The sequence below is a fragment of the Streptomyces sp. NPDC047085 genome (assembly GCF_040643735.1).
In the GTDB taxonomy this organism is placed as follows: Bacteria; Actinomycetota; Actinomycetes; order Streptomycetales; family Streptomycetaceae; genus Streptomyces.
In genome coordinates this window covers 901,766-916,409 of the sequence record NZ_JBEYUW010000003.1, presented here as the reverse complement: position 1 = coordinate 916,409, position 14,644 = coordinate 901,766, and the positions used below count along the sequence as shown (strand labels likewise).

Below are 14,644 nucleotides of genomic sequence, written 5' to 3'. Positions count from 1 at the left end.
CTCGCCGGGCGTTCAGAACCTCGGTGCGTTACGGGACCGCTGCACCCGCGTGGTGCGGCGGTCCTTCGCGTTCCAGCACGCCTTGTGCCAGTGCCGGCGGTCGTCGACTCCCGAGTGCTCCGGCCAGGCCACCACGTGCGGGACGCCGGAGGGGATCATCTGGTCGCAGCCGGGGCAGCGGTACGTCTTGCCCTCCGCGCTCGCCCCGGCGACATGGCGCACGCTCCACTCCTCGCCCTGCCAGCTCTCGGTGGACTGCCAGCCGCCGTACCGGCCGGCCCGGTCGGCCTCGGCGCTCCGGTCGGACGAGCCGGCGGCCTTCGGTCGGTTGCGACGCGGGGACACGGGACACCTCTCGGGGCTATACAGGAAGCACGGGCTGCGTCCAGCCTACGCGGCGCCCGAGGGGGTACGCGTAGGGCACCAACCCGTACAAGTCCCCCTCCAGGGCGGCCGATTCTGCAGACAATCCGCAAATCCCTCCGTCAGGCCGTGTCCTGGGCACGTGTCAGACGGTTATGCCGGGTGGGGGAGCTCCGGTCGGAGCCAAGGAAGCAGGAAAAGCGATGCACGTAGGAAGTTTTGTGCTGGCGGCCCAGTTCCCGGGACAGGGCCCCGGGGAGGCGCTGCACCGGGCCGTCCGCTCGGCGGAGGTCGCCGAGGAGGCCGGGCTGGACTCAGTATGGCTGGCCGAGCACCACTTCGTGCCGTACGGCACCTGTCCGTCCGCGGTCACCCTGGCCGCCTTGCTGCTCGGCCGCACCCGCCGCATCCGCGTCGGTACGGCGGTCAGCGTGCTGCCCACCGCACACCCCGTCGCCCTCGGCGAACAGGCCGCGCTGCTGCACCTGACGAGCGGCGGACGGTTCACGCTGGGCGTGGGGCGCGGCGGCCCGTGGGTGGATCTGGAGGTGTTCGGCGCGGGACTCGGGGCGTACGAGCACGGGTTCCCGGAATCACTCGATCTGCTGGTGCGCTGGCTGCGCGAACCGGCGGTGTCGGCCTCGGGCGAGCGGTACCGCTTCCGCGAGGTGCCCGTCGTGCCGCGCCCGTCGGAGGCGCTGACCGAGACCCCGGGACCCGAGGTCGTCGTGGCCTGTACGTCCCCGGCGAGCGTCCGGCTGGCCGCCGAGCGCGGGCTGCCGATGCTGCTGGGGATGCATGTCGGGGACGAGGAGAAGGCCGAGATGGTCGCCCTGTGGCGGCGCTGTGCGCGGGCCGCGGGCCGGCCGGCGGAGGAGATCGCGGGCGCCGCGCACGTCTCGGCCGGCGTCTGCCAGATCGCGGACCGGCGCACGGACGCGGAGGAGACGCTGCTGAAGGCGATGCCGGGGTGGCTCAAGCAGGGCCTGGAGGCCCATGTGACGGTCGACGGCCGGGTGCGCGCGATGCGCGATCCGCTCGCCTACACCGAACTGCTCTGCGGGCTGCACCCGGTGGGCACGCCGCGGCTGGCCGCCGACCGGCTCGCCGCCACCTCGGAGCGCACCGGCATCTCCCGCTTCGCCCTGCTGACCGAGGGCTCGGGCGACCTCGCGGCGACGGAGGAGAATCTGCGCCGGCTGGGCGCCGAGGTGCTGCCCCAACTGCGCTGACAGCTCGTCGGCCGCCGCGCTGCCGGGGGGCTTGCCGCCCCAGTACTGAATGCACCTCCCGCGGGTGGAGCGGCAAGCAAGCGGCTCACTGTGTCGGCCTTCGGAAGCCTTCGGGAGCTGCGGCTCAGCAGTCCCGGAGCTCCGGCGACTGGTTCAGCAACTGGCTGCGCACCGAGGTGAAGCGGGCCAACGTCTCGTCCACCGAGGCGTCCAGCGGGAACACCGCCACCCGGTGGCAGTTCTGGAAGGCCAGCCGCACACCGAAGTGCCGCTGCAGGGCGCCGCGTATGGCGTCACTCGCGAGCGCACGCAGCAGCTGACCGCGCGCCTGCTCGTCCGGCGGGGGCGTCTGGTTGTCGGCGAAGGGGCCGCCGTCGACCTTCAGCTGGGCCACCAGGGAGCTGATCATCTCCCATGCGTAGGGCAGGGAGGTCCGGACGCAGTCGACGAAAGCTGCTTCGTCGACCTCGCCTCGCTCGGCCTGTTCGAGTAGGGCCGGTGAGACGTCGAGCGACATGGGTTCTCCTCTCGCACCCCCGATGAGCAGGGGTTGCCGGACAGGTAAGGGAGTTCGCGATTTCGAACACGCTCAGTACACGGGTCGCGACCTCCCGTTCTCTACGGTAGGCAACGGTCGGTGACCACACCAGCAGATTGCGTATATGGAACGGTCCCTTTGCGCCCACAATCGGCCACGGAGGAACAAGAGTTTCCAGGGATGAATGGGGTGAGCCAGTGGGCTCCTGTGGAGGAGGGGAGGAGAAGAAGGACAGGCGAATCGCGTGCACCAGTGTGTGTCGAGTAGCGTTGCCGACCATGCGTCTCGTCATTGCCCGATGCTCGGTCGACTACGCCGGCCGGCTCACCGCCCACCTGCCCTCGGCGCCCCGCCTGATCCTGGTCAAGGCGGACGGCAGCGTCTCCATCCACGCCGACGACCGGGCCTACAAGCCCCTCAACTGGATGTCGCCGCCCTGCACGCTGAAGGAGGGCACCGGCGAGGACGAGGGCGTCTGGACGGTCGTCAACAAAGCAGGCGAGAAACTGATCATCACGATGGAGGAGATCCTCCACGACTCCTCGCACGAACTCGGCGTCGACCCCGGGCTGATCAAGGACGGCGTGGAGGCGCACCTCCAGGAACTCCTGGCCGACCGCATCGAGACACTGGGCGACGGCTACACTCTGATCCGCCGCGAGTACATGACCGCGATCGGCCCGGTCGACATCCTGTGCCGGGACGCGGAGGGCCGGACGGTGGCCATCGAGATCAAGCGCCGCGGCGAGATCGACGGCGTCGAGCAACTCACCCGCTACCTCGACCTGCTGAACCGCGACCCCCACCTCGCCCCGGTCCGCGGCATCTTCGCCGCCCAGGAAATCAAACCCCAGGCCCGAGTCCTCGCCACCGACCGCGGCATCGACTGCCAGATCCTCGACTACGACGCCCTCCGCGGCATCGAAGACGACAAACTCCGCCTCTTCTGACACCCCCCACCGGCCCCGTCTCCCACACACCAGGCGGGGCCTCCCCCTCTGCCACCTCAGGCCGGAACGGCACCGCCGGACACGGCCGTCGTGGTCGAGCACCGTCGCGGCGGAGAAGCGCATGCGCCCAGCACGAGAACATCGCCCCGCGCGCCCCGCACTCCCCCCACAACCCAGCCACCCTCATCCCGCCGCAACGGCGCTGAGGCCCCACGACGTGACCGGCGGTGCCGAGCCCGCCTCAGGGCGGAACGGCAGCGCCGGGGAGGTGGTGGTCCGCTTCGCTAGATCACCGGCTCGGTGTTTCCGGGTGCGATCTCCGGGTTGCTTGAGGCTGCCGGGGCGCTGGACGCCGGGCCGCTCGCCGACGTGGACACGGACGGGGCAGAGGAGGACGTACTGGGGGACGGGGAAGGGGAGCCCGAGGACGGGGAAGTGGACGGGCTGGTCGGAGGGCTCGATGGGGACGACTTCGACGGAGTGGGTGTGCTCGGGTGGGTCGGCTTCGTCTTGGAGGGGGTGGGGGTCGTGCCTCCGCCGCCCGGGTGCCGCGTGGGGGACGGTGTCGTGGACGGGGCCGTCGGGGTCGGGTCGTCCGTCGTGCCGTAGGTGCCGTCGGGGCCGGGGTTGGTCGGGCTGCTGGTCGGCTTGCCGGTGCCGGCGGGCTTGCCGTCGTCCTGGCCGGGGTCACTGCCGAGCGTGCCGTCACCCAGGCCCTGGGTGGCCGACGGGTTGACCCCGACGTCACTGGCCGGGTTCTTGTCCGCGCTCTCGTGGGACGTCATGCCGAGGGTGATCACCGTGCCCATCACCGCGACGAGCAGCGCACCGGACCCGGCCGCCACCAGGTTGCGCCGGGCCAGCCGGCGGAAGCCCCCCGGGGCCTTGGCCGTCGGCGGCTGGTGGGAGACGACGGTGTCGTCGAAACCGTAGGCCGAGGGCTGGTACGGGGCCGGTGTCGTCGTGGCCGACGGCGACTCCCCGCGGCGCGCGTCCGGAACCTCCTCGGCCGCCAGAGCCGCCGTCCCGGGCACGTCACCCGCGAGGTCCGCGACCAGGGCCAGGGCTCGCCGGCCGGCCACGGCACCCCGCTTCTCGGCGAGTGCGCTCCGCAGCCCGTTGGAAGCCTCCAGCTCGGCCCGCGCCCGGTCCAGTTGGCCGCCGCACAGCGCCAGAATGCCCAACTCGTGGTGGAAGTAGGCCTGTTCGGACACCTCACCGGCCAGCTGGGAAGCCTCCGCACCGGCCCGCAGCGCACGCTCCCACGCGCTCCAGTGCAGTCCCGCCGCGAAGGCGGGCGCGGCCGTGCGGGCGAGCTGCACCGCAGGGGCCTCCTCGTCCTCACCGGGAGACGTCGTCGTCGGCACCACCACCGTGAGCGCGGCCAGCACCGCGTCCGCCTCGGCGCACACCCGCTCGGGCGTGACCGAGGGATGCCCGGCCCACCAGGCGTAGTGCTGGGCCGCGGTGAGCGCCCGCCCGGCCGCGTCGCTGTCGTACCCGGCGGCCTCCAACTGGGTCCGCACACCGGCCGCGAGGCGGTAGCGGGAGCCCACCGGGGAGACCAGTCCGCAGCCGGCGAGTTCGCCGAGCGCGGCGTCCGCGTGGGTGTCCCCGATCAGGGCCGGCAGATGCGCCTGGTGCGGCACCTCACCGCCGAGCGCGACGGCGAACCGCAGCGCGGCGCGCGCCGAGGCGCTGAGCCGGGAGGCGAGCAGCGGGGCGGGCGCGGCGGCCTCGCCGAGGGAGGGCAGCGGGATCTCCTCGGCCTCCTCGGGGTCGAAGGCCGCGTCGGCGGGCGGCGCCTCGAACACCCCGTCGGCGGAGGGCCGGACGTCCTCGAAGACGCCGTACTCGTCCACCACCCCGGTGCTGGCGCGCAGCAGGTCACGCTGCCGCAGCAGCGCGCCGGCCTGCACGAACCGCAGGGGCAGCCCCTCGGACTCGAACCACAGGTCGCCGGCCCAGTTGGCCTCCTCCTCGGTGAGGACCCGGCCGACCGCCCGCTCCAGGATCTCCACGCCGGCCGCGCGGTCCAGCCCGGCGAGGAAGACCTCCTCGACGTCGGAGTCGGCGGAGGGCGCCGGAACGTCCGGGGTGGCGCCGATCAGGAACGCGCACTCGGGGGTGGCGTCGAGCAGGTCGTCGAGGGCGCTGCCGCCGAACTCGATGTCGTCCACGACCACGACCGCGCCGATCGCCGCGACGAGTTCGAGCAGTTCGTCCTGGCCGGGACGGTGGTGGGGGGCGTCGTAGACGGCGTGGAAGAGGTCCTGCAGGAGGTCGGCGGCGGTGCGGTGGAAGCCGGAGAGCCAGACGACACCGTCGGGCGCGAGGTCCAGGCAGTCCTCGGCGACGAGGTCGAGCAGGGCGGTACGGCCGGAGCCGCCCGGACCGGTCAGGCGCACGGAGCGGCCGCGGGCCATCAGGCGGACCAGACGTTCGCGTTCGTCCTGACGCTCCAGCAGGGACAGCGCGGGCCGGGACGGGCCGGGAGGCACCGGCGGCCGCGCGGCACGCTCGGTCTCGGCACGCTCGGCGGCGGTGCGCTTGCGGGGCGCGGCGGTGCGCCGGTGCGGCGGGCAGGGCTCTATCTCGCTGCCGTCCACGGGGTTGACGGTCAGCAGGAAGTCACCGGAGACGACCTGCGCCGTACGGGCGTGCGTCGGCGCGCTCTGGCCGAAGTCGGAGGTGAGCGATTCCCGGGGCGGGCGGCGGCTGGGCGCCTGGCCGTGCTCCTCGGGTCCCGGAGTCGTCGGGTCCATAGATTCAAGCCCCCAAGAGCGTCGTGTGCCTGATGTCGACCCCTCCCGGCCTGCTGCACACTGCGCTGTCGCTTCTGGTCCGGGCCCGCTCGAGGGTTGCGAGGCAGCGGGCGACCGAACCCTAAACCTTCGCACAGTATCTACGACAGATCGGGGTGCCGCGCGGTCCGAGAGGTCACAGTCCGGCGAGGATTGCCCTCGACGCGCGGTTCGGCGGCTGCGTCCGGGTCTCCCCCGTCGCCCGGTTCAACCCCGTTCGCCGCATCACGACACGGCCGCGCCACGACACAGCTGCGCAACGACACGGCTGCGCAACGAGACAGCCGCGTGACGACGCAGCCGCTCACCGACGCGCCGCGTCCCGGCAGGACCGTTACGCCTCGGCGCTCACACCCGGGGCAGCGACTCCACGCCGATGCCGCCCTCGATGGCGAGGATGCGGTGCAGCCGGGTGGCGACCAGCAGGCGCTGCATCTGCGGCGGCACCCCGCGCAGCACCAGGCGGCGCCCGCAGCGGCCGGCCCGCCGGTGGGCACCCATGATCACCCCGAGTCCGGTGGCGTCCCAGGAGTCCAGTTCGGACAGGTCGAGCACCAGGTCGCCGACGCCGGTGTCGACGGCCGAGTGCAGGGCCGTACGGGCGTCCGCCGCGCTGCGCACGTCGAGGCGGCCCCCGACGACCAGTTCGGCGTGGTCGCCCCTGATGTGCATATGCGCTCCCCGTTGAGTGCGTGTGGCGTACTCCATGACGGTGCTGTGCAACGTCTGACTGTGTGAGTGGCAGAGCGGTTGCTGCTTGTAAGCGAACCGATACCGAATTCACCCCCGGGAGTGATGCTCCCGGGGCGTGCGTCCGAACCTGTGCGGATCAGTACGTGTAGAAGCCCTGCCCGCTCTTGCGGCCGATGTCACCGGCGTCCACCATCCGGCGCATCAGCTCCGGCGGGGCGAACTTCTCGTCCTGGGACTCGGTGTAGATGTTGCTGGTGGCGTGCAGCAGGATGTCCACGCCGGTGAGGTCCGCGGTGGCCAGCGGGCCCATGGCGTGGCCGAAGCCCAGCTTGCAGGCGAGGTCGATGTCCTCGGCGGTGGCGACGCCGGACTCGTACAGCTTGGTCGCCTCCACCACGAGGGCGGAGATGAGCCGGGTGGTCACGAAGCCGGCGACGTCGCGGTTGACGACGATGCAGGTCTTGCCGACGGACTCGGCGAACTCCCGCGCGGTGGCGAGGGTTTCGTCGCTGGTCTTGTAGCCGCGGACGAGCTCGACGAGCTGCATCATCGGGACCGGGGAGAAGAAGTGCACACCGACGACCCGCTCCGGGTGCTCGGTGGCCGCCGCGATCTTGGTGATCGGGATGGCGGAGGTGTTGGAGGCGAGCACGGTCTCCGGGCGCACGATCTTGTCCAGCGCACGGAAGATCTCGTGCTTGACCTCGAGCTTCTCGAACACGGCCTCGACGACGATGTCGGCGTCGGCGGCGGCGTCCAGGTCGGTGGTCGCGGTGATGCGGGCCAGGGCGGCCTCGGCGGCGTCCGCCTCCAGCTTCCCCTTGCTCACGAACTTGTCGTACGAGGCCTTGATGCCGTCGGTGCCACGCCCCAGCGCCTCGTCGGTGACGTCTCGCAGCACGACCTCCCAGCCCGCCTGCGCGGCGACCTGAGCGATCCCGGACCCCATGAGCCCGGCCCCGATGACGGCAAGCTTCCGTGCCACTCCGACTCCCCTTACACGCTGTTAATGGTTGCCTCTTCGGCGGACCATAGCGCTCCGGAGCCGCTGTGTGACCGGTAAGTAACGCGCGTCACGTCCCAATTGGTGGACATCACACCGACGGGGATCAGCCCGCGCCCCGGACGGCGTAGTTGAGGACCTTTTCGTTCAACAGGTCCTCGATGTCGTCGAGGAGGATAAGTACCTCTCGCGACACTTCGGCCGGTTTGCGGCCGGTGAGCATGGAGCGGCCGATGGTGGTGAAGACCGTCTGGTGGATCCAGCAGATCTGACCGGCGATCAGGCCCGGGAGGGGGTCGTCGGGGGCGGCGGAGGTCTCTTCGCGGAGGGTCGTCTCCAGGTGGTCGTGGATCTCCTGCTGGAGGCTCCACAGACGGGAGCGCAGCGGTGGGGCGTCGTGGATGACGCGCATGAAGCGGTCGTAGCCCTCAGGCCGACCCGGGGCGAGACGGCCTCGACCTCCGCGCGCAGTTCGCGCAGGACGGCGTGGGCGGCGGACTCGCAGGCGTCGCGGCCGCGGACCCACCGGGAGAGGCGGTCGATCATGCCGCTGGAGCGGTCGAAGAAGAGGTCTTCCTTGGCGGGGAAGTAGTTGTAGACGGTGTTGACGGAGACGTCGGCCGCCTCCGCCAAGGTCGGACGGGGATGTGCCCCATCGACCCTGCTGGGACGCGATCAGTACGCCGCGTCCTGGGGAGATCACTGCGGTAGTGCCGTCACTCTGCCGACGGCCCCGTACCGATCATGGTCGACTCGGCCGCGGGGCTCGCCGTGACGGTGGGCACACGAGTGTTCCGGACGGCCGGGGCGTAACTAGGCTGGTCACATGGTCAATCTGACGCGCATCTACACGAGGACCGGCGACAAGGGCACCACCAATCTCGGTGACATGAGCCGGGTCGCCAAGACCGACCTCCGGATCTCCGCGTACGCGGACGCCAACGAGGCCAACGCGGTGATCGGCACCGCGATCGCGCTGGGCGGGCTGGACGAGGAGGTCGTCGCGGTGCTCACCCGCGTCCAGAACGACCTGTTCGACGTGGGCGCGGACCTGTCGACGCCGGTGGTGGAGAACCCGGAGTTCCCGCCGCTGCGGGTCGAGCAGTTCTACGTCGACAAGCTGGAGGCGGACTGCGACCGCTTCAACGAGCAGCTGGAGAAGCTGCGCTCCTTCATCCTGCCCGGGGGCACGCCGGGCGCGGCCCTGCTCCACCAGGCCTGCACGGTCGTACGACGGGCCGAGCGCTCCACCTGGGCGGCCCTGGAGGTGCACGGCGAGACGATGAACCCGCTCACCGCGACCTACCTCAACCGCCTGTCCGACCTGCTGTTCATCCTGGCGCGGATCGCGAACAAGGAGGTCGGGGACGTGCTGTGGGTGCCGGGCGGGGAGCGTTAGGGCTCCCGCTTGGGGAACAGCGTGTAGGTCGCGGCGATCACCACGTTGATCCCGATCACCCACACCATCCTCAGCTGCCACGCCCGCAGCGAGCCGGTCGCGCCGTCGCCGCCGACGTACCAGACCGCGCCCTGCAGCAGAGCGAGGGCGACGACTGCGGCGAGGATCCAGCGGCCCGCGACCTTCCACTCGTGGACGGCGCGGGCCGTACCGTACTTCGGGGGCTTCACGGGCGGCGGGCCGCCGGCGAAGCGGTGGGCGACGCGGGCGTCCGCCCACGTGATCGTGGAGTGGCCGAGGCCGACGGTGAAGCCGATGTAGACGGCGGCGAGGCCGTGCCGCCAGTCGGGTTCCGCGCCGTTCTTGAGGTCGACGGCGGTGACCACGAACAGCACCACCTCCAGCAGCGGCTCGCACAGCAGCAGCGCCAGCCCGGTGCGCGGCATCCGCAGCCCGTACCGGAAGGCCAGCCCGGCCGCCAGCAGCACCCAGAACGCCACTTCGCAGGCGACGATCAGTCCGACGATCACAGCACGCTCCCTTCGGTCTCCCCTCAAGGTTCCCGGCGGCGCGGGGCCCGGGCGTCGTCGGCACAGAGGAACCGGCGGTAAGCGAAAGTCGCAGTCCGCGACCCTTCCCGGGGAGCAGGCGGAGCGGCCGTGGCCCGTGTTGGATGGGGTCATGCCCCTCGCACTCCCCCGCCCCCACCGCGACGACCTGCGCATCGCCGTGGGCGGGCTGCTCAGCGGGGTGCTGCTGTGGGCGCTCGGCATCCACACGCGCGTGCCCTCGGACCCTCTCGTGCTGTGGCACGCGCCCTGGGCTCCGCTGGTGCCGCTCGCGGTGACCGCCGCCTGCGAGCCGCTGCGCCGCATCCGGCCCCGGCTCGGCCTGCTCCTCGGCACCCTCGCGCTGACCCTGGACACGGTCACCCTGGGCAACGTCGTCACCATCGTGCTGTACACGGATCTGATGTACGCGGCCGTCCTGTACGGAGGCCCCGGCACCGCCCGGCGCATCCCCTGGATCACGGGGATGCTGACCGTGGTCGGCGGGGTCGTACCGGCCGCCCTCTGGCGTAATCCCCAGGCGCTGCTGATCGGGGTGGGCGTCGGCGTGGTGGCGTTCGCACCGGCCGCCACCGGCTGGGTGGTGCGCAACCACCGGGACGCGGCCGAGGCCGCCCGGCTCCGGGCCGAACAGACCGCGCTGCTCGCGGAGATGGACCGGGAGCAGGCGGTCACCGCGGAACGGGCACGGATGGCACGGGAGTTGCACGACATGGTGGCCAACCACCTGTCCGCCATCGCCATTCACTCGACGGCCGCGCTCTCGCTGGACGATCCGGAGACCTCCCGGGACGCCCTGGGCGTCATCCGGGAGAACAGCGTGGAGGGACTGGCCGAGATGCGCCGGCTGATCGGGCTCCTGCGGGACAGCTCCGGCGACCTCGAACCGGCCGCGACCCCCACCCTGGACGGCATCCCCGACCTGGTCGAGGGCGCCCGCGCCAACGGCCTGGACGCCACCCTCGACGCGGAGCACGGCCCGGTGCCGGCACCGGTCGAGCTGGCCGCCTACCGGATCGTGCAGGAGTCGCTGACCAACGCCCTGAAGCACGCGGCGGAGGGGCCCGTCCACGTCCGCCTCCGTGAGCGGGACGGCAGCCTGCGCATCCGGGTGACCAGCCCGTACCGGCCCGGCGACACCCCGCGCGCCCCCGGCTCGGGCGCCGGTCTCACCGGGATGCAGGAGCGGGCCGCGCTGCTCGGCGGCACCTTCGAGGCGGGACCCGAGGCAACGACCGGAGCCGAACCCGGCCCCACCGGCCCCGCGCCAGGAACCGTCCACGCACCCCGACCCGCCCCCGCCCCAGAACCCCGCCGCGCGCCCGGACCCGGCACCACACCCGCCTCCGCCCCCGCCCCCGACGCCGCCCTCTGGACCGTACGCGCCAGCCTCCCCCTCACCGATGGAGACCCCGCATGACCTCCGAAGGAGCCACGGCATGATCCGCGTCCTGGTCGCCGAGGACCAGTCCGCCGTGCGCGCCGGGCTGGTCCTCATTCTGGGCAGCGCACCCGACATCGAGGTGGCCGGGGAGGCGGCTGACGGGGAGCGGGCGGTCGAGCTGTCCCGGGAACTGCGCCCGGACGTGGTGCTGATGGACGTCCAGATGCCCCGTCTCGACGGGGTGTCGGCGACCCGGCAGATCGTCGCGGAGCGCCTCGCGGACGTCCTCGTGCTGACCACCTTCGATCTCGACGCGTACGTGTTCGGGGCGTTGCGGGCGGGCGCTGCCGGGTTCCTGCTGAAGAACACCGAGGCGCGGGATCTGCTGACCGCGGTGCGGACCGTGGCGCGCGGGGAGGGGATCGTGGCGCCGGCGGTGACCCGGCGGCTGATCGCGGAGTTCGCCGCGCGGCCGGAGCGGGAGCCGAGGGCCGATCCGGCCGTGCTCGACGGGCTCACCCGGCGCGAGCGCGAGGTGCTGGCGTGCGTCGGGGAGGGGATGTCCAACGCCGAGATCGCGGGGCGGCTGGAGATGGCGGAGGGCACAGTGAAGACGCACGTCAGCCGTCTGCTGGCCAAGCTCGAGCTGCGCAGTCGGGTGCAAGCCGCCGCGCTGGCGCAGGAGTTGGGGATCAAGCCGAACTAGGGATCGAGTGGTCCAGACCTATTGACCCGTGGTCCAGACCTTTCTATTCTCGCGGCACCGTGGGCGTGAAGGCTCAGTCATGCCCCTGACACTCCCAACTGAAGAGGGAGGCGCAGCATGCGCTTCAGACACAGAGCCGCGGCAGGGTTCGCGACCCTGTTGCTCCCCCTGGCCGGCCTGGTCGGTCTCGCGAGCCCCGCCCAGGCCGCGACGAACGCCACCGCCACCTACGCCAAGACCCAGGACTGGGGAACCGGCTTCGAAGGCAAGTGGACCGTCAAGAACACCGGTACCACGGCGATCAGTTCATGGACGATCGAGTGGGACTTCCCCTCCGGTACGTCCGTCACCTCGGCCTGGGACGCGGACGTCACCAGCTCCGGCACCCACTGGACCGCCAAGAACAAGTCCTACAACGGCTCCATCGCCCCGGGCGCCTCCGTCTCCTTCGGCTTCAACGGCGCGGGCTCCGGCTCACCATCCAACTGCAAGCTGAACGGCGACAGTTGTGACGGCACCACGGTCCCGGGCGACGCGGCGCCCTCCGCGCCCGGCACCCCGACCGCCTCGAACATCACCGACACCTCGGTGAAGCTCAGCTGGGGCGCCGCCACGGACGACAAGGGCATCAAGAACTACGACGTCCTGCGTGACGGCGCCAAGGTCGCCACCGTGACGACGACCTCGTACTCGGACACCGGCCTGACCGCCGGCACCGACTACTCGTACACCGTGCAGGCCCGTGACACCGCCGACCAGACCGGCCCGGTCAGCGGCTCGGTCGCCGTCCACACCACCGGCGGCGGCACCACGCCTCCCCCGCCCACGGGCAACAAGGTCAAGCTCGGCTACTTCACCGAGTGGGGCATCTACGGCCGCAACTACAACGTCAAGAACCTGGTGACGTCCGGCTCGGCCGCCAAGATCACCCACATCAACTACGCCTTCGGCAACGTCACGGGCGGCCAGTGCGCCATCGGCGACTCCTACGCCGACTACGACAAGGCGTTCACCGCCGACCAGTCGGTCAGCGGCGTGGCCGACACCTGGGACCAGCCGCTGCGCGGCAACTTCAACCAGCTGCGCGAGCTGAAGGCCAAGTACCCGAACATCAAGGTGCTGTGGTCCTTCGGCGGCTGGACCTGGTCCGGCGGCTTCGGGCAGGCCGCCCAGAACCCGGCCGCGTTCGCGCAGTCCTGCTACAACCTGGTCGAGGACCCGCGCTGGGCCGACGTCTTCGACGGCATCGACATCGACTGGGAGTACCCGAACGCCTGTGGTCTGTCCTGTGACACCAGCGGCGCCGCGGCCTTCAAGAACGTGATGTCCGCGCTGCGTGCCAAGTTCGGCGCCAACAACCTGGTCACGGCCGCGGTCACCGCCGACGGCTCCTCCGGCGGCAAGATCGACGCCACCGACTACGCGGGCGCTGCCCAGTACGTCGACTGGTACAACGTGATGACGTACGACTTCTTCGGCGCCTGGGCGGCGCAGGGCCCGACGGCCCCGCACTCCCCGCTCACCTCGTACAGCGGCATCCCGACCGCCGGCTTCACCACGGCCGACGCGATGGCCAAGTACAAGGCGAAGGGCGTTCCCGCGAGCAAGCTGCTCATCGGCATCGGCTTCTACGGCCGCGGCTGGACCGGCGTCACCCAGGACGCCCCGGGCGGCACGGCCACGGGCCCGGCGGCCGGCACCTACGAGCAGGGCATCGAGGACTACAAGGTCCTCAAGACGTCCTGCCCGGCCACCGGCACCGTCGCGGGCACGGCGTACGCGCACTGCGGCAGCAACTGGTGGTCGTACGACACCCCCGCCACCATCGCCGGGAAGATGAGCTGGGCCAAGTCCCAGGGTCTGGGCGGTGCGTTCTTCTGGGAGTTCAGCGGTGACACCAGCAACGGTGAGCTGGTGAGCGCCATCAACAGCGGGCTGTCGTAAGAAAGTTCGAAGGGTTGTCAGACCCTAGGCGACATTGACGCGCTGACCGGGCGGGGCTGCCTCGAGCCACGCGAGAAAACCGGTCAGCGCGTCTTCGCTCATGGCGAGTTCGAGGCGCGTGCCCCGGTGGGTACAGGCGAGGACCACCGCGTCGGAGAGCAGCGCCAGCTCCTCCTCGCCCTCGGGCAGCCGGCGGCCGGCCACCTCGATCGCGGAGCGTTCCAGAGTGCGGCGCGGGCGGGGGGCGTAGGAGAAGACGCGGTACCACTCGATGCGGTCGCTGTTGTAGCGGGCGACGCCGTAGCTCCAGCCCTTGCCGTTGGTGTCCGGTTTCTCGGGCACGTCCCAGCGCAGCGAACAGTCGAAGGTGCCGCCGGAGCGCTGGATGAGCCTGCGGCGCAGGCCGAACAGGAACAGTCCCACCACCACGAGCGCGACCACGATTCCGCACACAGTCAGAGCGAGGACCATCGACACCGACCTCCTCGTCTCCCTGTTGGTAGTGGCACTGGGCCCGTACGGCTCAGACTAGGTAATGGAACGGAAAAAACACCCACATCTGCCTCAGCCGCGGTCGGCACCGGATTGCTCCGGACCGACCGCGGCTGAGTGACGTCATCACATGGCGCGGTGGATCAACGCGCCGCCGTCGCCGCCCGCAGACGGACGTCGGCGCGGCGTTCCGCCTCCGCGTCGTCCTCCGCCTTCGCGCGCTCCAGCTCTCGCTCGACGCGCTGGACATCGATCTCGTCCGCCAGCTCGGCGATCTCGGCCAGCAGCGACAGCTTGTCGTCCGCGAACGAGATGAAACCGCCGTGCACCGCGGCGACGACCGTTCCACCATCACTCGTACGGATGGTCACCGGGCCCGACTCCAGCACACCGAGCAGCGGCTGGTGACCGGGCATGACGCCGATGTCGCCGGACGTGGTGCGCGCGACGACCAGGGTGGCCTCGCCGGACCAGACCTGGCGGTCGGCGGCGACCAGCTCGACGTGCAGCTCAGCAGCCAAGGGTGGCTCCTCGGGTCACCACCCGGCGGTTCTGCCGGGTGTTGGG

At 71.4% G+C, this 14,644-nt stretch carries 14 protein-coding genes and 1 pseudogene; 6 read left to right on the top strand and 9 right to left on the bottom strand.

Translation table 11 applies throughout. The features are described 5' to 3' along the window. Positions 1–12: 12 nt before the first annotated feature. Positions 13–345: an ATP/GTP-binding protein gene (locus ABZ865_RS15225; protein ID WP_361229452.1), complete on the bottom strand. Its 333-nt coding sequence runs from the start codon at positions 343–345 to the stop codon at positions 13–15. 221 nt (positions 346–566) lie between these two features. Between ABZ865_RS15225 and ABZ865_RS15220 the strand changes: the two genes are divergently transcribed. Further along, entirely contained in the window at positions 567–1,595 is a 1,029-nt protein-coding gene (locus ABZ865_RS15220) for an LLM class flavin-dependent oxidoreductase (protein ID WP_361229449.1), read from the top strand. A gap of 124 nt (positions 1,596–1,719) precedes the next feature. On the opposite strand, the gene ABZ865_RS15215 is transcribed toward ABZ865_RS15220, so the two are convergent. Then, complete coding sequence (locus ABZ865_RS15215; protein ID WP_030656147.1) at positions 1,720–2,112, bottom strand: SCO5389 family protein; 393 nt, start codon at positions 2,110–2,112, stop codon at positions 1,720–1,722. Positions 2,113–2,411: 299 nt separating this feature from the next. Here ABZ865_RS15215 and nucS point away from each other — a divergent pair, with 299 nt between their 5' ends. Then, the gene (gene nucS / locus ABZ865_RS15210; protein WP_361229446.1) at positions 2,412–3,083 is read left to right on the top strand and encodes an endonuclease NucS; all 672 of its coding nucleotides are present in this window, start codon (positions 2,412–2,414) and stop codon (positions 3,081–3,083) included. A 284-nt stretch (positions 3,084–3,367) separates the two neighbouring features. Here the strand turns inward: nucS and ABZ865_RS15205 are convergent, their stop codons facing one another. The 4 genes and pseudogenes from ABZ865_RS15205 to ABZ865_RS15190 form a co-directional block, all read right to left on the bottom strand. Further along, positions 3,368–5,848, bottom strand: a complete 2,481-nt coding sequence (locus tag ABZ865_RS15205) for an ATP-binding protein (RefSeq protein ID WP_361229443.1) — start codon at positions 5,846–5,848, stop codon at positions 3,368–3,370. Positions 5,849–6,235: 387 nt separating this feature from the next. After that, the gene (locus ABZ865_RS15200; RefSeq protein ID WP_014675024.1) at positions 6,236–6,559 is read right to left on the bottom strand and encodes an STAS domain-containing protein; all 324 of its coding nucleotides are present in this window, start codon (positions 6,557–6,559) and stop codon (positions 6,236–6,238) included. 157 nt (positions 6,560–6,716) lie between these two features. Further along, positions 6,717–7,565 carry a 3-hydroxyacyl-CoA dehydrogenase family protein gene (locus ABZ865_RS15195; protein ID WP_100828268.1) on the bottom strand — a complete coding sequence of 283 codons (849 nt, stop codon included), beginning with the start codon at positions 7,563–7,565 and terminating at the stop codon, positions 6,717–6,719. Between the two features lie 124 nt (positions 7,566–7,689). Then, positions 7,690–8,216: pseudogene (locus ABZ865_RS15190) on the bottom strand (TetR/AcrR family transcriptional regulator); the annotation flags it as partial. Positions 8,217–8,409: 193 nt separating this feature from the next. Between ABZ865_RS15190 and ABZ865_RS15185 the strand changes: the two are divergent. Beyond that, positions 8,410–8,982: a cob(I)yrinic acid a,c-diamide adenosyltransferase gene (locus ABZ865_RS15185; RefSeq protein ID WP_361229438.1), complete on the top strand. Its 573-nt coding sequence runs from the start codon at positions 8,410–8,412 to the stop codon at positions 8,980–8,982. On the opposite strand, the gene ABZ865_RS15180 is transcribed toward ABZ865_RS15185, so the two are convergent. Next, positions 8,979–9,512 (bottom strand): hypothetical protein, encoded by a 534-nt coding sequence (locus ABZ865_RS15180; RefSeq protein WP_361229434.1) that lies wholly within the window; start codon positions 9,510–9,512, stop codon positions 8,979–8,981. The two genes, ABZ865_RS15185 and ABZ865_RS15180, sit on opposite strands and share 4 nt — an antisense overlap. A 151-nt stretch (positions 9,513–9,663) precedes the next feature. Between ABZ865_RS15180 and ABZ865_RS15175 the strand changes: the two genes are divergently transcribed. The 3 genes from ABZ865_RS15175 (at position 9,664) to ABZ865_RS15165 (ending at position 13,585) form a co-directional block, all read left to right on the top strand. Further along, positions 9,664–10,971 (top strand): histidine kinase, encoded by a 1,308-nt coding sequence (locus ABZ865_RS15175; protein ID WP_361229431.1) that lies wholly within the window; start codon positions 9,664–9,666, stop codon positions 10,969–10,971. A 19-nt stretch (positions 10,972–10,990) separates the two neighbouring features. After that, a complete protein-coding gene (locus ABZ865_RS15170) occupies positions 10,991–11,641 on the top strand; it encodes a response regulator transcription factor (protein WP_361229429.1) in 651 nt (216 codons plus the stop codon). A gap of 117 nt (positions 11,642–11,758) precedes the next feature. Next, on the top strand, positions 11,759–13,585 hold the full coding sequence (locus tag ABZ865_RS15165; protein ID WP_361229425.1) for a glycoside hydrolase family 18 chitinase: 1,827 nt from the start codon (positions 11,759–11,761) through the stop codon (positions 13,583–13,585). Between the two features lie 24 nt (positions 13,586–13,609). Here the strand turns inward: ABZ865_RS15165 and ABZ865_RS15160 are convergent, their stop codons facing one another. Further along, positions 13,610–14,056, bottom strand: coding sequence for a DUF2550 domain-containing protein (locus ABZ865_RS15160; RefSeq protein ID WP_361229422.1), 447 nt, complete (start codon positions 14,054–14,056; stop codon positions 13,610–13,612). A gap of 164 nt (positions 14,057–14,220) precedes the next feature. Next, positions 14,221–14,598, bottom strand: a complete 378-nt coding sequence (locus ABZ865_RS15155) for a F0F1 ATP synthase subunit epsilon (protein ID WP_361229418.1) — start codon at positions 14,596–14,598, stop codon at positions 14,221–14,223. Between the last annotated feature and the right edge of the window lie 46 nt (positions 14,599–14,644).

Bases quoted from the DNA above. Each gene is read 5' to 3' on its own strand.
- ABZ865_RS15220 (WP_361229449.1), top strand. From the start codon at position 567: ATGCACGTAGGAAGTTTTGTGCTGGCGGCCCAGTTCCCGGGACAGGGC.
- ABZ865_RS15215 (WP_030656147.1), bottom strand. From the start codon at position 2,112: ATGTCGCTCGACGTCTCACCGGCCCTACTCGAACAGGCCGAGCGAGGC.
- nucS (WP_361229446.1), top strand. From the start codon at position 2,412: ATGCGTCTCGTCATTGCCCGATGCTCGGTCGACTACGCCGGCCGGCTC.
- ABZ865_RS15205 (WP_361229443.1), bottom strand. From the start codon at position 5,848: ATGGACCCGACGACTCCGGGACCCGAGGAGCACGGCCAGGCGCCCAGC.
- ABZ865_RS15200 (WP_014675024.1), bottom strand. From the start codon at position 6,559: ATGCACATCAGGGGCGACCACGCCGAACTGGTCGTCGGGGGCCGCCTC.
- ABZ865_RS15185 (WP_361229438.1), top strand. From the start codon at position 8,410: ATGGTCAATCTGACGCGCATCTACACGAGGACCGGCGACAAGGGCACC.
- ABZ865_RS15175 (WP_361229431.1), top strand. From the start codon at position 9,664: ATGCCCCTCGCACTCCCCCGCCCCCACCGCGACGACCTGCGCATCGCC.
- ABZ865_RS15170 (WP_361229429.1), top strand. From the start codon at position 10,991: ATGATCCGCGTCCTGGTCGCCGAGGACCAGTCCGCCGTGCGCGCCGGG.
- ABZ865_RS15165 (WP_361229425.1), top strand. From the start codon at position 11,759: ATGCGCTTCAGACACAGAGCCGCGGCAGGGTTCGCGACCCTGTTGCTC.
- ABZ865_RS15160 (WP_361229422.1), bottom strand. From the start codon at position 14,056: ATGGTCCTCGCTCTGACTGTGTGCGGAATCGTGGTCGCGCTCGTGGTG.